This is a genomic window from Tistrella sp., assembly GCF_002684955.1.
Taxonomy (GTDB): Bacteria; Pseudomonadota; Alphaproteobacteria; order Tistrellales; family Tistrellaceae; genus Tistrella; species Tistrella mobilis.
This window is the reverse complement of sequence record NZ_NYWI01000013.1, coordinates 1-20,106: the sequence shown is the minus strand read 5'-3', so window position 1 is coordinate 20,106 and position 20,106 is coordinate 1. Positions and strand designations below refer to the sequence as shown.

The following is a 20,106-nucleotide window of genomic DNA, read 5'->3' as shown; positions in this document are numbered from 1 at the left end:
GGGCGGGAGATGCGATGAGGAGGTGGTGTCGTCAGCCGGAGATGTCGTCCGGGCGCCGGTTGTCGTGTTGCCGGTCCCCCGGTTTCCGGGCGCCCGGCACCGCCGGTCCCCGATTGTTACCGGAAGCCTCGGGCAGGGGCAAGCCGGCCCCGTCCCGCCGGTCCCGATCCTGGCCGGCTTGCGGGTGCAGAAAGGCACGGGTGCGACGGATTGCCTCGGCGATGCCGACCCGTTCCACCGTCACGCCTTCGGGGAAGGCGGTGGTCAGCCTTGTGGGCAGGGCACCGTCCAGCAGCACGAAGACGCCGCGATCCTCCCGCGCCCGGATCAGCCGGCCGAAGGCCTGGCGCAGCCGCAGCCGGACGATGGCGTCGTCGTAATGGCTGCCGCCGAAGGCGAGCCGCCGGGCCCGGTGCAGAATGTCGGGCCGCGGCCAGGGCACCCGGTCGGCGACCAGCAGGCGCAGCGACCGCCCGGGCACGTCGACGCCGTCGCGTACCGCATCTGTGCCCAGCAGGCAGCTTTCTTCCTCGGCGCGGAAGATGTCGACCAGGGTGGCGGTGTCCAGCGGATCGACATGCTGGGCGTAAAGGGACACCCCCGCCTCTTCCAGCGCCGCCGCGATCCGGTCGTGCACCACGCGCAGGCGGCGCACGGCTGTGAACAGGCCGAGCGCGCCGCCCTCTGCCGCCAGGAACAGTTCGCGATAGGCGGCCGAGATCTGGTCGGCCGAGGACCGGCGCAGATCGGTCACCACCAGGGCCAGCGCCGAGGCGCCGTAATCGAAGGGCGAGGGCAGGCTCAGCGTCTGCGGCGTGCCGGGAATGTGGCGGGCGCCCGATCGGGTGAAGGCCGTCCGCCAGTCCAGACCGTCGCGGGTTTCTGCCGTCGCTGGCGGGTCGCCGTCGCCGTCGGGTGCCGTCGCTTTGGCCCGGGCGGGCAGCCGTCCGCCGGTCAGGGTGGCGGATGTCACCAGCAGGCCGCGGGCGCGTTCGCCGAACACCCGCGCAAAGGGCAGCATCGGGTCGATCCAGCGCCGCTTCAGCGCCACGTCGACATCGCGGCCGAAGGCGCGGTCGATCGCCAGCCAGTCGACATGATGGGCGGGCGGGCCCTCTTCCACCGCGCCCAGCATCTCGCGCCAGGATTTGACCAGCCCCGCGGCGCGGCGGCTGATCGCCCGGGCGGTGGCATCGATCCGCGCGCGGTCCCCCGGCTCCAGCGTGTCGGCCTCTTCGTCCAGCATGCCGGCCAGCGCTTCCGACAGCCGGCCGAGCGGCACTTCCAGCAGGCGGAGTGCGGCTTCAAGCTCTGTGGCTGCCACGATGAAATCGGGGGCCGGCGGGGCGACCGGCGCCTCCAGCCCATAGGGCGCATCGGCATCGCCCGCGGCACGGGCAAGCACGGTGCCGCGGGCGCGGGCCAGGAACACCTCGAACGGCCCCTCGGGCAGGCCGTCTTCCAGACGCTGGCGCCAGCCCTCGGCCGGCAGGGCGCGGGCGGCGCGCATCGCCTCGGCCAGCGCCTCTTCCGCAGCCGGGCGGCCGGCGACCAGATCGCCCACCCGGTCGCGCAGGCCGCGGGCGCGGCTGCGGCGCTGGGTCTCGCGGCCGGCGATCCAGCGGCGCAGTTCCTCGCCCTCGCGTCCCGACAGGTCGACGGCGAAGGCGGCATCGGCCGCGTCGAACAGGTGATGGCCCTCGTCGAAGACGAAGCGGTCGGGGCCGTATTGATCATCGCCGCCGGTCGCCGCCTGAACCATCACCAGGGCATGATTGGCAACCACGATCCGCGCCCGGCGCGAGCGGCGCTGCGCGCGTTCGATGAAGCAGCGGCGATAGTGCTCGCAGGCCGAATAGATGCACTCGCCCCGATGATCGGTGAGGTCCAGCGTCGCCCGCCGGCCGACCAGTTCCGACAACCAGCCCGGGAAGTCGCCGCCATAAAGCGCACCATCGCGGGTGGCGCCGATCCAGCGGGCGGTCAGCACCAGCCCCGCCCGGTCGGGGCCGGTATCGGTGCGGCGCATGGCCTCCTGATAGTTCAGCAGGCAGAGATAGTTCTCGCGGCCCTTGCGCACCACCACGCGCCGCGCCTTCTCGTCCGGATCGGGATAGAGCCGGTCGAGTTCGTCGTCGATCTGCTTCTGCAGGTTCTTGGTATAGGTGCTGATCCAGACCGTGCCGCCGTTCTTCTCGGCCCAGAGGCTGGAGGGGGCGATGTAGCCGAGCGTCTTGCCGGTGCCGGTGCCGGCTTCGGCCAGCACCAGGGCCGGGCCCTGGCCTTCATGGCGGGCGGCGAAGGCCAGGCTGGCATGCATGGCATAGCGGCGCTGTTCCGGGCGCGGCTCGGCGCCGGCACCGGTCAGCCGCTCCAGCCGCTGCACCGCCTCTTCGGGTAGCACGCCCAGCTGGGTGGGGCGGCCTTCGGGCGGCTGTTCCTGCCATTCGGGCAGCCGCCCCCAGACCTTCAGCCCCCAGCTGTCGGCGGGCGGCACCGCGCCCGAAGCCTGGATCAGCGGCCGGGCCCAGATCCAGCCGGCCTGCGCCGCCTCGTGCAGCAGGGCGGCGGGTTCCGGCAGGCGGAGTTTGATCGAGGCGACCTTGAGCAGCCGGCGGGTGATGGCACGGATGCAGGCGATCTCGCCCGTGGGATCGGCGCCGGGCAGCTCCACATCGAGCGCCGCGGCAAGGCCGAGCGCGGTGGGCGGCGGTGTCTCTGCCGGGTTGATGAAGGCGAAGAGTTCCAGCAGGTCGAAGGCTTCAAGCTGTGCGGGGTCCAGCCCCAGCCGTCGCGCTGTCGCCGGCTTGTGGATCACCAGCGGCTGATGATCGTGCCAGGCGGTCGCCACCCGGTCGGGACGAAGCGCCCGCGAGGTCTCGCCCGGCCGCGCGCTCCAATAGCCGCGGCCGCGACGCGCCACCAGAACGGGTGCGTTCAGCGGATCGGTCCGGGCGGGATCGAGACCCCGGAAGGCGTCGTCTTGGGCTGGCATCGGGGTCCGGTTACCGGGCTCGTGCGGCTGGGGTGCGGGCGGGGACGGGCTGAGCGTGTCCGTAGGTTATAGGGGTTGTTCGCGTCTTGTACCAGTTCGGCCATGCACATGCCGCCGGCCTTGTATGAGATCCGCTCGATTGACCCATGCTGCGGCTGCGCATACCTTCGCCGCGTCTCCATCCATCAACCCCTTCGCAGGGATGCGTCCCATCATGACCGTCGATCGCCGTCTCGCGGCCGAGGCCAAGGCCTGGCCGTTCAAGGAAGCCCAGGATCTGGCAAAGCGGCTGGACGGAAAACTGCCGGCGAAGGGCTATGTCCTGTTCGAGACCGGCTACGGCCCCTCGGGTCTGCCGCATATCGGCACCTTCGGCGAGGTGGCCCGCACCACCATGGTGCGCCGGGCCTTCGAGCAGCTGACCGGCATGCCCACCAAGCTGATCGCCTTTTCCGACGACATGGACGGGCTGCGTAAGGTTCCGGACAACATCCCGAATCAGGAGCTGGTGCGCGGCGCGCTCGGCAAGCCGCTGACCGCGGTGCCGGACCCGTTCGGCACCCATGCGAGCTTCGGCGCCCACAACAATGCCCGTCTGCGTGCCTTCCTCGACGCCTTCGGCTTCGAGTACGAATTCCGCTCGGCGACCGACTGCTACCACTCGGGCGCCTTCGACGACGCGCTGCGCCGGGTGCTGGAGCGCTATGACGAGATCATGAAGGTCATGCTGCCGACGCTGGGCGAGGAACGGCAGAAGACCTATAGCCCGATCCTGCCGGTCAGCCCCTCGACCGGCCGGGTGCTGCAGGTGCCGATCCTGTCCTATGACGCCGCCGCCACCACCATCGTCTTCCAGGACGAGGACGGCACGACGGTGGAGCAGCCGGTGACCGGTGGCCGGGCCAAGCTGCAGTGGAAGGCCGATTGGGCGATGCGCTGGGTGGCGCTCGACGTCGACTACGAGATGTACGGCAAGGATCTGATCCCCTCGGCCGAGCTGTCGGGCAAGATCGCCCGCATCCTGGGCGGCCGCCAGCCGAACGGCTTCGCCTATGAACTGTTCCTCGATGCCGAGGGCCAGAAGATCTCGAAGTCGAAGGGCAACGGGCTCAGCATCGAAGACTGGCTGCGCTATGGCTCTCCCGAAAGCCTGTCGCTGTTCATGTTCCAGCAGCCCAAGCGCGCCAAGCGGCTGTATTTCGATGTGATCCCGCGGGCGGTGGACGATTATTACGCCCATCTCCGCGGCTTCCACGCCGCGGACGAGCCGGCAAAGACGCTGGAGAACCCGGCCTGGCACATCCATGGCGGCAACCCGCCGGCGGGCGAGCCGCCGGTCGGCTTCTCCATGCTGCTCAACCTGGCCAGCGCCTGCAATGCCGAGGACAAGTCGGTGCTGTGGGGCTTCATCACCCGCTACGCCCCCGAGGCGACGCCCGAAACCCAGCCCGATCTGGACCGGCTGGTCGGCTATGCGGTGAATTATTACCAGGATTTCGTGAAGCCGCAGAAGCGCTACAAGCTGCCGGACGCGGCCGAGCGCGCGGCGATCGAGGCCCTGGCGGCAAGGCTCGGCGACCTGCCGGCCGACGCCACGGCCGAGGCGATCCAGGACGAGGTCTACGAGGTCGGCAAGGCCCATGGCTTCGAGAACCTGCGCGCCTGGTTCAAGCTGCTCTACGAGGTGCTGCTCGGTCAGGAACAGGGCCCGCGCATGGGTTCGTTCATCCAGCTTTACGGCCGGCCCGAGACCATCCGCCTGATCGAGGACGCCCTGGCCGGCAAATTCGCCACCGCCTGACCGCGGGGGCGGAGATCCGCAAGCGAGGGGCCGGACGGGGCGACCTGTCCGGCCCTTCTTCGTCAACACCTTGACGGCTGCGGCTTCAGCGTCTTGGTGAGCGGCGTATTGACGATGTAGATACGCCGAGCCATATTCGGATTATGACCAGGATCCGCAGACCCGCCATGCATGATGCTCCGGATGCCTTCGCGACCACAGTTGCGGAGCGTGGCGCTGCGCCGGATACCAAGGCCAGCATCAATCTCAGGATTGATGCCGGAACCCGGCAGCTCATCGACGAGGCAGCGCAGGCACTGGGCAAGACCCGCACCGAGTTCATGGTCGAAAGTGCCCGCAGTCTTGCCATTGACGTGATCCTCGACCAGCGGCTCTTTCTGCTCGATCCGGCGCGTTACGACGCCTTTCTGCAGGTGCTCGACAATCCCCCCGCGCCCGGACCGAAGCTCCGCAAACTCGTCAAGCGGACACCGGCATGGGAGAAATAGGCGGCGAGATCGAGGGTGGAGAGGCGCTGACCTCTCCCCAGCCCCTCAGCCCTGAGCATGATTTATCAACTTTTAGTTGTGGTACGCCTGAGCTGGATGCCTGGCTGCGGCATCGTGCCCTCCGCAACGAAGGCCGTTTCTCAAGAACCTATGTGATGTGCCGCGGCCGGAAGGTGGTTGGCTATTACTGCATTTCAGCGGGGGCTCTCGGGCGTGCTGCCGTTCCCGGCAAGCTGCGTCGGAATGCCCCCGACATGATACCTGTGTCGATCATCGGCCGTCTGGCGGTCAGCCTGGATCACGCCGGGCAGGGCCTCGGCGCCGATCTGTTGTTGGACGCGTTTGGTCGTATCGCCGCCGCATCTCGCACCCTTGGCATAAGTGCCGTGCTCGTACAGGCGAAGGACGAACGCGCCAGGCGCTTCTACCTGAACTGCGCTGATTTCATCGAGTACCCGGAAGAAAGCCGCCTGCTCCTGCTTCCGATCGAGACGGTCATCGCGGCCTTCAGCTGACGCTGACTGGAAGTGTCGGAGAGGCTGAGGAGGGCAGCTCGTCCGCCTCTTTGATCGCCAGCCGGAAACTCTCCACCGGCCGCCCGAAACAGCGTGGTGCCGGGGGTTCGAAGCCGATGCCGGTCATCAGGGTTTCGACCTCGGCGAGGTTGGCGTCGTCGATGACGAACCAGTCGCGGGCGGCGAGGTCGGTGCGGCCCTGGCGGTGGATGGCGTGGTGCAGGGTCATGGCCTCGGCGAAGCAGCCGAAGATGACGCCGCGCGACAGGGTGAGCTTGCGCCACGACAAGGCGCCCAGCACATAGCGCAGCCCCCGGGCATGGCCGTTGCCGGCATCCTGGCGCACCACCACTGCCGTCTGGCGTTGGTAAACCGCCTGATCCAGATTGGCCGGCTCGGCCACATCCACCACCAGCAGGCGGCGGCCGGGGCGGCGCAGCATCGCGATGCCCTCAGCCGTCAGCTTCGACGCGTCGTTATGGGTGCAGGCCACGACCGCGTCCACCCGGCCCACCCGGTCGAGATCGGTGGTGGTGGCGATGCCGAAATCCGAGGCGGTCTCGGCCAGGGCGGCCGGGTTGGCGCCATAGCCGACCACCTCGAAACCGTCGCCGACCAGCCGGCGGGTGATCATCCGGCCCAGAATGCCATAGGGGCAGATCACCATCACCCGTGCCCGGCCGGGGGCGAGATCCGCCCGCGACAGGGCGGCGCGGACGTCGCGGATCAGCAGGCTGGAGGTGCCGTTGTCGCCGATGGTGAAGACCAGGTTGGGGAACATCTCCTTCAGCGCCCGGCCGTCGCGGCCGAACAGCCGCTTGGTGGAGGCGGCGAGCAGCACCGTGCGGGCACCGCGGGCCTCTGCCCACTGGCAGGCGGCGATGAAGCGGTCGCGGGCCTCGCGGCGGCCGTCCCTGGTCATCATCTCGGCCGCGGTGACATAGATGCCGCGCACCCGGCCGGCGACACCGTCCAGATGCATGCGCGGCCCGTTGGCATGGCCCAATACCGGCGCCTTGCGGCCGAAGAAGCGCCGCCGGTCGGCCTCGTCCCGCAGATTGGTGATGAACACCACGTCGACCTCGGGCCGCCCGGCTGCGATCCGCAGCCAGCCCCGCCAGTCCGCAAGGGCCACCATTCCCCGCCAGATGTCACTCAGCATCGTTCTCGTCCCCCGTCTGTCCCGCAACGCCCGTCGCGTCGTCATGGCGGCAGACTAGGCCGCGGGGCCGGGGGCGATGAATACGCTCAGGCGCGTAATTCGCAGGGGTCGGGCGCGGTTTTCGCGGCTCAGCGGGGCGTGCGGGGAATGCTGATCGTGAACACGCTGCCCCGCCCGGGGCGCGCGCGGATGTCGAGCCCGAAGCCGGACTGGGCCGACAGCCGCTGCACGATGTGCAGGCCGAGCCCGAAGCCCTCGGCCCCGGCCTGGCCGCCGCCCTGGACGAAGGGGGCGAGCAGGCGGTCGCGCTCTGCCGGGCTGATGCCCGGCCCGTCGTCGTGGATTTCGATCGACAGGAAACCCGGCCGGTGACGCACCCCGGCGACCACGCGGCTGCGGCCATAGCGCAGTGCATTGCCGATCAGATTGTCGAGGATCCGGGTCAGCACCAGCTGCGAGGCCTCGACCCGGGCGGTCGTCGGCACCAGGCGAAGCCGCATCCGCCGCGCCGCGGCCTGGGGGCCGTGGCGTTCGGCCAGATCCTCGAACACCTCGGCGAGATCCAGCGGCAGCACGGCGGGTGCGCGCCGGGCCCCCTGGATCAGCTCGTCGATCATCAGCCGGGTGAGGTCGAGCGCCCGGTCGATATGCGCCCGGATCCGGCGGTTCTCCTCGTCGTCGCGCATGGCGGTGAGGGCCAGGCGGATCGATTGCAGGGGCTGGGCGAGATCATGGCCCGAGGCGGCGAGCGCCAGCTGCCGCTCATGGGCGATGCGCAGCGCCTGGTATTTCCCGGCCTCGGCGCGGGCGAGTTCCTCGGCATCGATCAGCCGCAACCGCAGCGCCGTTTCGGCCTGTGCCCGCGCCACCCGCAGCCGGTCGGCCAGGGCGCCGGCGAAACAGGCGGCCTCGATCAGATAGCCGAGCTTGGGATAGAGGAAAACATCGCCCCCGGGCAGCGGAACCCCGCCCACCACCCCGGCCCCGAAGGCGAGGTTCACGAACAGCACCAGCGCGGCGGCACCTGCCAGGAAGAAGCGGGCACCGGCCACCCCGTCCCGCACCGCCCCCAGACCTGCGATCAGCAGCAGGGGCGTGTAGAGCACCGAGAGCGCGAAAAGCGGTGTCAGCGTCCCCGTCAGGAAGAAGACCGCGAAGCCTGCCGGCACCGCCGCCACGATCAGGAGCATGGCCCGGCGCAGAAGCGGCGCGCGCCGGCGCAGATCGAGCAGACGGATGGTGAAGGCCAGATGGGCGAGCTGCACCCCGCCCATGAACAGGATCGGTGCCACCTGGTTCCAGCCCGGCGCCTCTGGCCAGAGATACATGAAGCCATAGCCGCCGATCTGGGCCAGGAAGGCGAGCACCATGCCGCAGGTCGCGACATAGAGCAGGTATTCCGGGCTGCGCAGGGCGAAGAAATGCAGCAGCGCCACCACGATCATCGCCACGAACAGGCCGAGCAGCACGCCGTCGAGCAGATGCCGCGTCGCCTGCCAGTGGTCGTAATCCGCGGCCGTGCGGAGTCTGAGTTGAAGGGGCGTGTCGGCATGCAGCCGGTAGCCGACCACCAGTGTCGAGATGCCGGGCGGAAGCTGCACGGGCATGGCCAGCATCGGTGCCGCGATCGGGCGGGTGGCGAAGTTGCTGTCGGGGGTCTGGACCAGCAGCAGGCGGCTTTCCCCGCCATGGTCGAGCCGGACGATCAGCGCTTCGGCATCGGCAACCCCGAAGCTCATCACGAAATCCCCCGCCGCCGCCTCCCCCGCCACCGCATCCCCCGGCACCGCCGTCTCGACCGGCAGGGTGATCCAGCGCAGCGGCCCGGTTGCGGGCGAGGCGGCGGCCGCGGCGGCCGCGGCGGCGAAGACGAGCGGCAGCAGGGCCGGGATCATCGTCAGCAGCCGCAGCATCCCGGCCGCCATGGTCAGATCAGCCCCAGTTCGATGGCGCGGTTGATCGCCTGGGCGGCGCTGCCGACGCCGAGCTTGCGGAACAGGTTCTCGCGATGCTTGGCGATGGTCCGGTCCGACAGGTTGAAGCGGGCGGCGATCTCGGCATTGCCCAGCCCCTGGCAGACCAGCCGCAGCACCTGGTATTCGCGCTGGGTGAGCGACAGCGCCTCTGCCCCCGCCGCGATCCCCTCGCGGATCGCCTGGGGCAGCACCTGCCGGCCGGCGGCGACCGCCTCCAGCGCCTTCAGCAGGGTTTCGGCATCACCCGCCTTGGGCAGCACGGCATCGGCCCCCGCTTCGACCAGCCTTGCATGCAGCACGCCCGAGGTGGCGCCGGTCAGGATCACGACCTTGATCGCCGGAAACCGCTTCTTCAGCCAGGCGGTCACCGCGGTGATCTCGGCCCCCGGCATCTGATAATCCAGCACCGCCAGATCGGGGGCATGGGTCTGGACCAGCCGGCCGATCTCGCTCCCCGATGCCGTCTCGCAGACGATGCGGTGCGGGGTGCGCGCCTCGATCAGCATGCGGATGCCATCGCGGAAGATCTCGTGATCATCGGCGAGAAGAAGCTTCATGCGCGCGCCGCACCCCGGGTCCTGGTCGCGGCACCGGGTGGGCCGCACGATGCCCAGAATAGCCGGGCGCCGCAGACGGCGCCATGTCAGCCGCGTGCCGCGATCGCCGCCCGTTGACCCGATATGGCGAAGGCCGCCACGAAGCCGGCCGCCAGCAGCAGCACGATGGTCGGCGCCGGTGCCGCATCGATATAGAAGGCGGCGATGAGGCCCGCTGCCGAGGCGCCGGCGGCCACCGCCACGGCGACCAGCAGCATCCGCCCCAGGCTGCGGGTGACCAGCAGGGCGATGACCAGGATGATGCCGACGGCGGCCAGGGCGCCGACCACCGTTGCCGAAATCAGGCAGAGCAGGCCGTAATGCAGAAGCCGGGTCGGCAGCCCGACCGCGCGTGCCTGCACCGGATCGAAGGCATGGAGCTGCAGGTCGCGCCATTTGACGGCGATCGCCGCGGTGGTCACCAGTGCGATCCCGCCGGTCAGCAGGATGTCGGCACGCGCGACCCCCAGCATGTCGCCGAACAGGATGTGGTCCAGATGCACATCCGGGCGGATCCAGACATAGAGCACCAGCCCCGCGCCGAACATGCCCGAATAGACCACGCCCATCACCGTATCGGGCTTCACCCGGGAATGGTCGCCGATATAGCCGGTGCCCACCGCACAGGCGAGACCGGCGGCAAAGGCGCCGGCGACATAGGGCAGGCCCAGCGCATAGGAGATCACCACCCCCGGCAGCACGGCATGGGAGATGGCATCGCCCAGCAGCGACCAGCCCTTCAGCACCAGAAAGCACGACAGCAGCGCCGCCGGCACCGCCACCAGCAGCGAGATGATCAGCGCGTCGGCCATGAAGCCGAAGCGGAAGGGGGTGATCAGCAGATCGATCGCGGTGGTCATGCGACCCTCCCTTCGGCCGACGACATCCGCCGCCGCCGGGCGGCGATCAGCCCGTGACGCGGGGCGAACAGGAAGGCGGTCAGGAAGATGAGGGTCTGCAGAACCACGATGATCCCGCCGGTGGCGCCATCCAGGAAATAGCTGGCATAGGCGCCGGCCAGGCTGGTGAGCGATCCGATCAGGCCGGCGATGATCAGCAGCCTTGGGAAGCGGTCGGTGAGCAGGAAGGCGGTTGCACCGGGTGCCACCACCAGGGAGATGACCAGAAAGGCGCCGACCGTCTGGAGGGCGGCCACGGTTGCGGCGGCGAGCAGGGTAAAGAAGATGAGTTTCAGGCGGGTGACCGCCAGCCCGACGGAGCGGGCATGGACCTCGTCGAAGAACACCACCATCAGGTCCTTCCAGGTCACCGCCAGCACGGCCAGGGTGACGGCCGAGATCAACACGAGCTGAAGGGTATCTGCCGGCGTCACCGCCAGGATGTTGCCGAGCACGATCGCCTGCACATCCACCGGGACCGGCGAGACCGAGACCATGAACAGGCCCAGCCCGAAGAAGGCCGAGAAGATCAGCCCGATCACCGCATCCTCTTTCAGGCGGCTGCGGCGGCGGATGAACAGCATCGCGCCGGCCGCGAGCCCGCCGGCCAGGAAGGCCCCGAGCGAGAAGGGCAGACCGATCATCCAGGCGCCGGCCACGCCCGGCACGATGGCGTGGGAGAGCGCATCGCCGATCAGCGACCAGCCCTTCAGCATCAGATAGCACGAGAGCAGGCCGCAGACCCCGCCGACCAGGGCCGAGACCCAGATCGCGTTGACCATGTAGTCATAGGCGAAGGGGGCGAGCAGGGTGGTCATCGCGCCACCTCCACATCTCCCGATCCGTCGCGGCGGGTGGTGGTACGGCCGCTGCGCAGCAGCAGCGGCCGCTCGTCATCGGTGATCACGCCCAGCGACCGGCCGTCGGCACCGGCCGCTTCCAGCACCACATGGCGGAGCGCGCCGCCGAAAGCCGCTTCCAGATTACGGCGGGTGAAGACCTCGGCCGTCGGCCCCGCGGCGAGCACCGTGCCCTTCACCAGCACGCAGCGGTCGCAGAATTCGGGCACGCTGCCCAGATTATGGGTCGAGACCAGCATCACCCGGCCTTCGTCGCGCAGGGCTTCGAGCAGGGCGATGATCTGGTCTTCGGTGCCGACATCGACCCCGGTCATGGGTTCGTCGAGCAGGATGACGCGGGCATCCTGGGCGATGGCGCGGGCCAGGAAGACCCGCTTCTTCTGCCCGCCCGACAGCTCGCCGATCTGGCGGCGGCGGAAGGCGGTCATGCCGACCCGGTCGAGTGCGGCCGCGACGGCGGCATGATCGCGCGGCCTGGCCCGGCGCATCAGCCCCATATGGCCGTAGCGGCCCATCATGACCACATCCTCCACCAGCACCGGAAAGGTCCAGTCGACCTCCTCGCTCTGCGGCACATAGGCGACCAGATTGGCCTTGAGCGCCTGGGCGGCGGGCCGGCCCAGAATGCTGATCCGCCCGCCTCGCGGCCGGACCAGCCCCATGATCGCCTTGAACAGGGTGGATTTGCCGGCACCGTTGACGCCGACCAGCGCCGTGATGCTGCCGGGCGGGATGCGGAAGCCGGCATCGCGGAGCGCGGTCAGGCCGTTGCGATAGGTGACGGTGACGCCCTCGACCTCGATACCGGCGACGGTTTCGGGGAAACGGGTGCGGGCGCGGGCGGCGGTGCGGGGAAAGGACGGGGTCATCGCACGGGCATCCTGTCGGATCAGGGGCGGGAAAGTTCGTCGGCGATGCGGCCGGCGGTGACGCGAAGCAGGTCCAGATAGGTCGGTACCGGCCCGTCGGCGTCGGTCAGCGTGTCGACATAGAGCACGCCGCCATAGCGCGCGCCCGTCTCGCGGGCGATCTGACGGGCGGGATCGGGCGAGACGGTGCTTTCCGAGAACACGACCGGGATCCCGTGCGCCCGCACCGTATCGATCACCCGGCGGACCTGCTGGGGCGTGCCCTGACCATCGGCATTGATCGGCCAGATCCAGGCTTCCTTCAGCCCGAAATCGCGGGCGAGATACGAAAAGGCGCCCTCGCTGGTCACCAGCCAGCGCCGGTCCGGCGGCAGGGCCGCCAGCCGTTCGCGGATCGGTGCCGCCACCGCATCGATCCGGGCTGCATAGGCGGCGGCATTGGCGGCATAGGCTGCGGCGTGGTCCGGATCGGCGGCCGAGAGGGCGTCGCGGATATTGGCGACATAGATCTTCACCGCTTCGGGCGACATCCAGGCATGCGGGTTGGGCTTGCCCTCATAGGGGCCCTCCGTGATGCCGATCGGGCTGATGCCGTCCGAGACGGTCGCGGCCGGCACCTCGCCCAGGGTGCGCAGGAATTTCTCGAACCAGAGTTCGAGGTTGAGCCCGTTGCGCAGCACCAGCCCCGCCCCCAGGGCCCGGCGGATGTCGCCGGGGGTGGGGCTGTAGGTATGGATATCGGCACCGGGCCTGGTGATCGACACCACTTCGGCCGCATCGCCCGTGACATTGGCGGCGATGTCGGCGATCACCGTGAAGGTGGTCAGCACCTTCAGCTTCTCTGCCGCCTGTGCCGGCAGGGCCGCAGCGCCCGACATCACGAGGGCGAGCAGAACGGCGGCGATGGAACGCATGCCCATGGCGGGGCCTCATCAGAGAATGATACGCATTCTCAGATCTACGCTTCTGGGCAGGATTTGCAAGTTAGAATTATTCTTAAATATATGACGGGTGTCGCACCCGAAAGCGGCGGGGGCTCAGGCCCCCGCAATCTCCTGCCAGGCGTCATAGGCGGCCAGCACTGCCCGGGTCTGGGCCTCATGGGCCAGCCGGAAGGCCGCGCCATAGACGGTTTCGTCGGGATATTCGGTGATCAGCGTGACGACGGGCACCTGGGTCGGCTGTTCCGAGACCATGCAGGGGAAGCCGTCGATCACCTCGAAGCCCAGCCGGCCGGCATGGATTTCGTAAAGCGCGATCTGCCGGGCATTGAGGGCCGCCAGCTCCGGCAGGCGGGCAAGTTCGGCGGTCACCCGGGTCAGCAGCCGGCGGGCCCGGTCTTCCCAGCCCGGATGATGGCGCAGGATCAGGAAGAAGCCCTTGGGCACCGTCCACATCTCGAAACCGCGCGGCACATAGCCGGTCAGCGGCCGGGTCCATTCATGGGACGGGTAGCCGTGCAGGTTGAGATGCAGGTCGGCACCGGTCCGCGCCCGTGCCTCCACCCGGATCGCAGCCTCGTAGAGCGGCCCGGTCTGGCCACGATACTCGAGGTCGTCGCCGAGTGCGGTGTAGCGCGCCGCATGATGCATATGGTCGGGCTGGCTTCGGGTCAGCCGGCGGTGCATGGCATAGCCGTCGGGGTTTTCGACCGGGGCGATGGTGAAATGCGCGGTCGGGCGATCGGCGAGCAGGGCGGCGGCACGGATCGCACCGGCGACGCCCGAGACCTCGTTGGCGTGCTGGCCGCCGCTGATCATCACCGGATGATCGCTGCCCTGGCGATGGCGGGCAAGCACCGGCCGGCCTGCGCGGGATCCGGCGACGAAGATCTCGCCGCCGATCCGGTCGAGTTCCGCCCTGATCTGGGCCATGCCGAAGGGGGCCTCGGCCTGATGCAGCGGCTGGTCGGGCCAGTCGGCCTCGCCGGTATCCAGCGGCCGGGTCTCGATCACCAGCCGGACCAGCCCGTCCGAGCCGCGGATCTCGGGCAGGATCCGGCCGGGCTGAAGGTCGCGGGCACCGATCGGCCGGCCGGACCGGCGCTGGAAATGTTCCAGCAGCGAGAAATACAGCTCCTCGTGCAGCGCCTCGTGCAGGCTGATCACCTCCTCGCCGACCGGCAGGCGCGTATCGGCGCCGGGCAGCTCGACGCGGATCTCAAGCGTCTCGAAGAAGGGTTCGTCCGCGCCCCAGTCCCAGGCCGCGATCACCGCCATGGCGCGGTGAAACAGCGCCTCGTACTCGGTTTCCAGCCGCTGGTCGATCCGCCGGCCATCGGGATGGGCCAGTTTCAGCCAGCCGGTCGGCGACAGCCGCATTTCGCCTGCATGATCTTCCGCCAGATGGTTGGGGGCGGGCAAAGTGAGGTCGGTGAGGCTGCCATCGGCCGCTTCCAGCCGCAGCCGGTAAGCGGGCATGGCGCCCGCCGCCACGGCTTCGGGCACCAGATCCAGCCGGGCATCGCCGATCATGCCGGCCAGCGGATAGGCCTCCAGCCGGAAGCGGTTCTCGCCCGCCTCGGGCACCACCGGATAGCCGAGTTCGACCCGGGTGAAGGGGCCCGTGGCGCGGGCGTCCTCGACGAAGAAGCCGATCAGCGGCTTGTAGGCCGGGTGCAGCCGGGCATCGACCCCCGCCGCCCGGAACCGCGCCTCGGCGGCGCGGCGCTGGCCGGCATCCTCGAACAGCCAGGCGTCCAGGCTGGCGCCCCGCCAGTCGGGGGTGGCGTAGGTGGCGAGCAGCCGGTCGAGGGTGCGCTCGAAGGTCTGGTCGATGAGCAGCGTCATGTCCGGCTCCGGGAGAGGAGGTGGTGGTGGCCCGGCCAGGCCAGATCCGGGTCAGGCCAGATCCGGGTCAGGCCAGATCCGGGTCAGGCCAGATCCGGGTCAGGCCTGGGTGCGGCCGGTGGGGTCGAGGCGGTCGCGCAGCCAGTCGCCCAGCAGGTTCAGGCCCAGCACGGTCAGCAGGATGGCGAGACCGGGGAAGACGCTGACCCACCAGGCGTTCTGCAGATAGGTGCGGCCGTCGGCGAGCATGCCGCCCCAGCTGGGAATGGTCGGATCGACGCCGAGGCCGAGGAAAGTGAGCGAGCTTTCGAGCAGGATGTTGGTGGCGACGTTCAGGGTCATCAGCACCACGACCGGCCCCGCCAGATTGGGCAGCAGATGGATGAACAGGATCTTCGCATCGCGCACGCCGATCGCGCGGGCGGCATGGATGAATTCGCGGTCGACCAGGGAAAGCACCGAGCCGCGGACCAGGCGGGCGTACTGCACCCATTGGGCCGCGATCAGCAGGATGATGGTGTTGGTGAGCCCGCCGCCGACGATGGCGATGAAGGTGATGGCGAGCAGGATGAAGGGCAGCGCCAGCTGCACATCGGCGAAGCGCATCACCACCATGTCCCAGAAGCCGCGGTAATAGCCCGCGACCAGGCCCATCACCACGCCGATCACCACCGCGCCCACCACCGAGGTGAAGCCGACCAGCAGTGAGATCTTGCCGCCGGTGATCACCCGGGCGAGCACGTCGCGGCCCAGCGGATCGGTGCCGAGCGGATGGGCCCAGGTCTGGAAGGGCAGGGTCAGCCGGGCCATCAGGTTGATCTTCTCGCCGCCATCGGGGAAGAGCAGCGGCGAGAGCAGCACCGCGGCGGTCATGCCGCCGGCCAGCAGGAGGCCGAGGACCAGCTCCAGCTGCGGGCCGCTTTTATGCGTGCGGGCGCGTGCCATGGGTCTCGTCTCCTAGCGGGTGCGGATGCGCGGGTCGACCAGGCCATAGGCGATGTCGACCAGCAGGTTGATCGCGACGATGAGCAGGGCGAGCACGGTGATCACCGCCTGCAGCACCGGATAGTCGCGCCCGGCGACGGCATCGAAGGCGAGCGTGCCAAGGCCCGGCCAGTTGAACACCCGCTCGATCACCACGATGCCGCCGAGCAGCCCGCCGAACTGGAGGCCGAAATAGGTGATCAGCGGAATGGCGCAGTTCCTGAGCGCATGCTTGTAGAGCACCTTGCTCTCGCTCAACCCTTTGGCACGGGCGACCTGGACATACTGGGCGCGCAGCGTTTCCAGCATGGCGGTGCGCACCAGGCGGACATTGGTCGCGGTCAGGATGATGCCCATGGTGACGGCGGGCATCACGAAGCTCAGGATCCCGTCCATGCCCGAGGGCGGCAGCCAGCGCAGCGTGATCGAGAAGACCAGCACCAGCATGATCGCCAGCCAGAAATTCGGGAAAGACAGGCCGGTCAGCGACAGGATGCGGATCACCTGATCGGCCGGCCGGCCACGATTGACCGCGGCATGGATGCCGAGCGGGATCGAGAGCGCGATCGAGACGATCATCGAGGTGAAGGCCAGCGCCAGCGTCGCCGGCAGCGCCTTGGAAACCAGCAGAGAGACCGAGGTGCCGCCCAGGAAGCTGCGACCCAGATCGCCGGTGACGAGGCCGGTGACGAAATCGAGATATTGCGACAGGAAGGGCTCGTTCAGGCCCAGCGCCTGGCGGATGTTGTCGAGATCCTCCTGGGTGACGCTGCCCGCCCCCTGCGCCAGCATCAGCGCCGGATCGCCGGTCAGGCGGATCGCGAAGGACACCGTCAGCGTCACGGCGAAGAGGACGAAGATCGCCTGCAACAGGCGCTTGAGGAGAAAGCCGGCCAAGGGTCAGCCTCCGGAGGATGGATCGACGAAAGACCCGCCGGACCCGAAGGCCCGGCAGATCCAGGAAGGCACCCCGCCGGACGGAACGCCCGCCCAGGCACAGGAACACGGCATCAGTCGTGTTCAGGCGGTGGCCGGGAACCGGCCACCAAAGCCGCCATTGAGGCGGCGGCCAAGGGCGCGGTAGCGCCCGCCCGGCGAGGGCCAAACAGACTCTCGCCATTGAGGCGGCGGCCAAGGGCGCGGTAGCGCCCGCCCGGCGAGGGACTAAACTAACGACTCACTCCACCGTCACGCCGGTCAGGCGGATGCGGTTGTCCGGCGGGGCCACGAAGCCCTTCACCCGCTTGGAGACACCGTAGATTTCGTTCAGGTTGAACAGCGGCATTTCCAGCGCCCGGTCGGCGGCATAGGCGGCGATGCCGTGCAGCACCTTCTCGCGTGCCGGGGCGTCGGTCATCGACCGCTGACGCTCCAGCAGCGCATCCAGCTTGGGATCGCTGTCATAGGGGTTCCAGCGCTCGCCGGTGTGGTACATCAGATAGGCGGTGTTGTCGTAGTCGAGCGTCCAGCCGCCCCATTTCTGCTGGAACATCGCGCCGGTCTTGCCCTGCGGGATGATGTCGTTCAGCAGCACATTGGTCTCGTAGGGCTTGATGGTGGCGTTGATGCCGACCATGCCCAGATAGCTGGCGACCGCCTGCGACACCTCGGCGAAGGTGGCGTCGTTGCCGCGGATGTCGATCTGCACCTCGGCGCCCGGCTTCACGCCGGCCTCCTTCAGCAGCTCTTTCGCCTTCGCCTGATCGAAGGGCAGCGGCTTCATGTTCGGGTCGTAGCCGAAGGACAGCTCGGACTGGAAGCTTGCGATCTGCTTGGCCTGGCCGCCCAGGATGGCATCGATGATCGTGCCGCGGTCCACCGCCATGATCATCGCCTTGCGCACGCGCGGATCGGCGGTGATGCCGTCGCGGGTGTTGAAGCGCAGCGCATAGACGGTGGGGCTGGTGACGCTGACCAGGTTCAGGTTCGCATCGGCCTTGATGGTGTCGACCATCGAGATCGGGATGGTCGGCGGGATCACCACGTCGACGCGGCCGGCCTGAAGCTCGGCAACCGCGGTCGCGGGCTCGGCGATGAAGCGGTAGGTGACCTTGTCGAGGGCGGGCGCGCCGTCCCAATAGTCGGCGAAGGGCTCCAGCGTGACCGAGACCTTGGGGTCATAGGCGGTCATGCGGAACGGGCCGGTGCCGACGGGATGGGCGTTGACATAGGCCTCGTCGTGCTCGGCCGTGTACTTCGGCGGCACGATCATCGCGCCATAGCCGGCGAGCTTGGTGATCAGCACCGGATCGGGCTGCTTCAACACCAGGTCGACGGTGTGGTCGTCGATGACGTTGACCCGGTCGATGACCGCATAGTTGGAACGCTGCGGGCCCTTCTTGCCTTCCTCGCCCAGCAGGCGGTCGAAGGTGAACTTCACCGCTTCGGCGGTGAAGGGCTCGCCATTGTGGAAGGTGACGCCGTCGCGCAGCTTGAAGCGCAGCCGCTTGCCCTCGTCCAGAACCTCCCAACTGGTGGCGAGCGCCGGGACGATCTTCAGGTCGGGGGTGCGATAGACCAGGCCTTCATAGACATTGGTTGCAACCGACGACCAGTTGACCAGGAAGGTGTCGATCGGGTCCCAGCTGCCGGGATCCTGGGGGGAAGACAGCGTCAGGGTGCCGGCGGCAGAGGCGGATGCGGCCATGCCGAAGGGCAGGGCCGCCGCCAGCGCCGCGGTCAGCAGCAGGCGTTTCGTGGTCTGGAGATGTCTCATGCGTCGTCTCCGCGTGGAATGCGAGTGGACGTTGGCCTCAGGGCCGGCCCGGTCGGATGGGAAGATCGGGTCGGCTGCTGGTCAGGACGTGGCCCCGGCCCTTGATGCGGGCACGGTTCATGCCGTTTCGGCGACCTTGTGGTCGGGGGCCACGGATTTGAGGGAGAGGATCCGGGGCGCATCGCCGACCCGGCGCACCGGGCTCGGGATCTCGCCGTCGAGCATCGGCCGGTCGGGGCGTCGGGTCGGATCGGCGACCGGCACGGCCGAGAGCAGCTTGCGGGTATAGGGGTGCATCGGGCGTTCGAACACCGCGGCGCGCGAGCCGATCTCGACGATCTGGCCCAGATAGAGCACCGCCACCCGATGGCTGATCTTTTCCACCACCGCCATGTCGTGGCTGATGAACAGATAGGCTAGCCCCTCTTCGGCCTGCAATTCCATCATCAGGTTGATGATCTGCGCCTGGACCGAGACGTCCAGTGCCGAAAGCGCCTCGTCGGCGATGATCAGCCGGGGCTTCGAGGCAAGCGCGCGGGCGATGCAGATCCGCTGGCGCTGCCCGCCCGAGAATTCATGCGGATAGCGGTCGGCGAATTCCGGTTTCAGCCCCACCCGCTCCAGCAGTTCGGCGACCCGGCTGCGGATGGCCTTCGCGCCGTCGATCAGCCCGTGGGTGGTGATCGGCTCGGCGATCGAGAAGCCGACGGTCCGGCGCGGGTCGAGCGAGGCGAAGGGGTCCTGGAAGACGTATTGCACCTGGCGGCGCAGCCTGCGGCGTTCATGGGCCGACATCTCCGACATCGGCCGGCCTTCGAAACGCACCTCGCCGCCGGTCGGGTCCTGAAGCTGCTGGATGGTGCGGCCGATGGTCGACTTGCCCGACCCGCTTTCGCCCACCAGCGACAGGGTCTCGCCCGGCCAGAGATCCAGATCGACGCCTTCCACCGCGTGCACCCGATGGGTGACCCGGCCAAGCAGGTTGCGGCGCACGTCGAAGCGCGCCTCCAGCCCGCGCAGGCTCAGGATCGGCGCCTGGTCGTACCGGGCGGTGTCCTGGACGGTTTCGACGCCCACCACCCGCGACTGCTCGCCATCCATCACCGTCAGCGGCAGGCGCTTGGGGAAGGGCTCGCCGGTCATGGAACCCAGCGCCGGCACGGCCGACAGCAGGGCCCGGGTATAGGCATGGGCGGGGCGGGCGAAAATCTCCTCCACCGGGCCTTCCTCGACCTTGCGGCCGCGCCACATCACCACCACCCGGTCGGCGATTTCGGCCACCACGCCCATATCGTGGGTGATGAAGATCACCGCCATGCCCAGCTTCTTCTGCAGGTCGCGGATGATCGACAGGATCTGGGCCTGGATGGTGACGTCGAGCGCCGTGGTCGGCTCGTCGGCGATCAGCAGTTTCGGCCGGCAGGCCAGCGCCATGGCGATCATCACCCGCTGGCGC

16 protein-coding genes are annotated in these 20,106 nt (G+C 68.9%); 3 read left to right on the top strand and 13 right to left on the bottom strand.

What is annotated here, in order from left to right; genetic code table 11:
• Positions 1 to 31: 31 nt before the first annotated feature.
• Positions 32 to 2,995 carry an ATP-dependent DNA helicase gene (locus CMO28_RS02835; RefSeq protein WP_296709299.1) on the bottom strand — a complete coding sequence of 988 codons (2,964 nt, stop codon included), beginning with the start codon at positions 2,993 to 2,995 and terminating at the stop codon, positions 32 to 34.
• A 214-nt stretch (positions 2,996 to 3,209) separates the two neighbouring features.
• On the opposite strand from CMO28_RS02835, the gene CMO28_RS02830 reads away from it, so the two are divergent.
• The 3 genes from CMO28_RS02830 (at position 3,210) to CMO28_RS02820 (ending at position 5,799) form a co-directional block, all read left to right on the top strand.
• Positions 3,210 to 4,796, top strand: a complete 1,587-nt coding sequence (locus CMO28_RS02830; protein WP_296709298.1) for a lysine--tRNA ligase — start codon at positions 3,210 to 3,212, stop codon at positions 4,794 to 4,796.
• Between the two features lie 167 nt (positions 4,797 to 4,963).
• A complete protein-coding gene (locus tag CMO28_RS02825; protein ID WP_156502970.1) occupies positions 4,964 to 5,284 on the top strand; it encodes a DUF1778 domain-containing protein in 321 nt (106 codons plus the stop codon).
• Positions 5,272 to 5,799, top strand: a complete 528-nt coding sequence (locus CMO28_RS02820) for a GNAT family N-acetyltransferase (RefSeq protein WP_296709290.1) — start codon at positions 5,272 to 5,274, stop codon at positions 5,797 to 5,799. Before CMO28_RS02825 ends, CMO28_RS02820 begins: the two co-directional genes overlap by 13 nt.
• Here the strand turns inward: CMO28_RS02820 and CMO28_RS02815 are convergent.
• From CMO28_RS02815 to CMO28_RS02760, 12 genes are all read right to left on the bottom strand, one after another.
• On the bottom strand, positions 5,792 to 6,961 hold the full coding sequence (locus CMO28_RS02815; RefSeq protein ID WP_296709288.1) for a hypothetical protein: 1,170 nt from the start codon (positions 6,959 to 6,961) through the stop codon (positions 5,792 to 5,794). The two genes, CMO28_RS02820 and CMO28_RS02815, sit on opposite strands and share 8 nt — an antisense overlap.
• Before the next feature lie 128 nt (positions 6,962 to 7,089).
• Entirely contained in the window at positions 7,090 to 8,886 is a 1,797-nt protein-coding gene (locus tag CMO28_RS02810; protein ID WP_296709285.1) for a sensor histidine kinase, read from the bottom strand.
• Positions 8,887 to 8,888: 2 nt separating this feature from the next.
• Entirely contained in the window at positions 8,889 to 9,494 is a 606-nt protein-coding gene (locus tag CMO28_RS02805; protein WP_296709281.1) for a LuxR C-terminal-related transcriptional regulator, read from the bottom strand.
• An 86-nt stretch (positions 9,495 to 9,580) separates the two neighbouring features.
• Complete coding sequence (locus tag CMO28_RS02800; protein ID WP_296709279.1) at positions 9,581 to 10,393, bottom strand: metal ABC transporter permease; 813 nt, start codon at positions 10,391 to 10,393, stop codon at positions 9,581 to 9,583.
• Entirely contained in the window at positions 10,390 to 11,250 is an 861-nt protein-coding gene (locus CMO28_RS02795; protein ID WP_296709276.1) for a metal ABC transporter permease, read from the bottom strand. Before CMO28_RS02795 ends, CMO28_RS02800 begins: the two co-directional genes overlap by 4 nt.
• Positions 11,247 to 12,161, bottom strand: a complete 915-nt coding sequence (locus CMO28_RS02790) for a manganese/iron ABC transporter ATP-binding protein (protein ID WP_296709272.1) — start codon at positions 12,159 to 12,161, stop codon at positions 11,247 to 11,249. Before CMO28_RS02790 ends, CMO28_RS02795 begins: the two co-directional genes overlap by 4 nt.
• 20 nt (positions 12,162 to 12,181) lie before the next feature.
• Positions 12,182 to 13,081: a metal ABC transporter substrate-binding protein gene (locus tag CMO28_RS02785; RefSeq protein WP_296709269.1), complete on the bottom strand. Its 900-nt coding sequence runs from the start codon at positions 13,079 to 13,081 to the stop codon at positions 12,182 to 12,184.
• Between the two features lie 117 nt (positions 13,082 to 13,198).
• The gene (locus CMO28_RS02780) at positions 13,199 to 14,950 is read right to left on the bottom strand and encodes a M14 family zinc carboxypeptidase (RefSeq protein ID WP_296709266.1); all 1,752 of its coding nucleotides are present in this window, start codon (positions 14,948 to 14,950) and stop codon (positions 13,199 to 13,201) included.
• 99 nt (positions 14,951 to 15,049) lie between these two features.
• Positions 15,050 to 15,895, bottom strand: a complete 846-nt coding sequence (locus CMO28_RS02775) for an ABC transporter permease (RefSeq protein WP_296709264.1) — start codon at positions 15,893 to 15,895, stop codon at positions 15,050 to 15,052.
• Positions 15,896 to 15,907: 12 nt separating this feature from the next.
• On the bottom strand, positions 15,908 to 16,831 hold the full coding sequence (locus tag CMO28_RS02770; RefSeq protein WP_014746240.1) for an ABC transporter permease: 924 nt from the start codon (positions 16,829 to 16,831) through the stop codon (positions 15,908 to 15,910).
• A 280-nt stretch (positions 16,832 to 17,111) separates the two neighbouring features.
• Positions 17,112 to 18,650 (bottom strand): ABC transporter substrate-binding protein, encoded by a 1,539-nt coding sequence (locus CMO28_RS02765; protein WP_296709254.1) that lies wholly within the window; start codon positions 18,648 to 18,650, stop codon positions 17,112 to 17,114.
• A gap of 117 nt (positions 18,651 to 18,767) precedes the next feature.
• The coding region (locus CMO28_RS02760; protein ID WP_296709251.1) for a dipeptide ABC transporter ATP-binding protein at positions 18,768 to 20,106 on the bottom strand (1,339 nt) is incomplete at its 5' end.

What these genes read in the sequence shown, in the direction of transcription:
- CMO28_RS02795 (WP_296709276.1), bottom strand. Translation starts at nt 11,250, where the DNA reads ATGACCACCCTGCTCGCCCCCTTCGCCTATGACTACATGGTCAACGCG.
- CMO28_RS02805 (WP_296709281.1), bottom strand. Translation starts at nt 9,494, where the DNA reads ATGAAGCTTCTTCTCGCCGATGATCACGAGATCTTCCGCGATGGCATC.
- CMO28_RS02800 (WP_296709279.1), bottom strand. Translation starts at nt 10,393, where the DNA reads ATGACCACCGCGATCGATCTGCTGATCACCCCCTTCCGCTTCGGCTTC.
- CMO28_RS02825 (WP_156502970.1), top strand. Translation starts at nt 4,964, where the DNA reads ATGCATGATGCTCCGGATGCCTTCGCGACCACAGTTGCGGAGCGTGGC.
- CMO28_RS02830 (WP_296709298.1), top strand. Translation starts at nt 3,210, where the DNA reads ATGACCGTCGATCGCCGTCTCGCGGCCGAGGCCAAGGCCTGGCCGTTC.
- CMO28_RS02780 (WP_296709266.1), bottom strand. Translation starts at nt 14,950, where the DNA reads ATGACGCTGCTCATCGACCAGACCTTCGAGCGCACCCTCGACCGGCTG.
- CMO28_RS02790 (WP_296709272.1), bottom strand. Translation starts at nt 12,161, where the DNA reads ATGACCCCGTCCTTTCCCCGCACCGCCGCCCGCGCCCGCACCCGTTTC.
- CMO28_RS02820 (WP_296709290.1), top strand. Translation starts at nt 5,272, where the DNA reads ATGGGAGAAATAGGCGGCGAGATCGAGGGTGGAGAGGCGCTGACCTCT.
- CMO28_RS02810 (WP_296709285.1), bottom strand. Translation starts at nt 8,886, where the DNA reads ATGGCGGCCGGGATGCTGCGGCTGCTGACGATGATCCCGGCCCTGCTG.
- CMO28_RS02835 (WP_296709299.1), bottom strand. Translation starts at nt 2,995, where the DNA reads ATGCCAGCCCAAGACGACGCCTTCCGGGGTCTCGATCCCGCCCGGACC.
- CMO28_RS02765 (WP_296709254.1), bottom strand. Translation starts at nt 18,650, where the DNA reads ATGAGACATCTCCAGACCACGAAACGCCTGCTGCTGACCGCGGCGCTG.
- CMO28_RS02815 (WP_296709288.1), bottom strand. Translation starts at nt 6,961, where the DNA reads ATGCTGAGTGACATCTGGCGGGGAATGGTGGCCCTTGCGGACTGGCGG.
- CMO28_RS02775 (WP_296709264.1), bottom strand. Translation starts at nt 15,895, where the DNA reads ATGGCACGCGCCCGCACGCATAAAAGCGGCCCGCAGCTGGAGCTGGTC.
- CMO28_RS02785 (WP_296709269.1), bottom strand. Translation starts at nt 13,081, where the DNA reads ATGGGCATGCGTTCCATCGCCGCCGTTCTGCTCGCCCTCGTGATGTCG.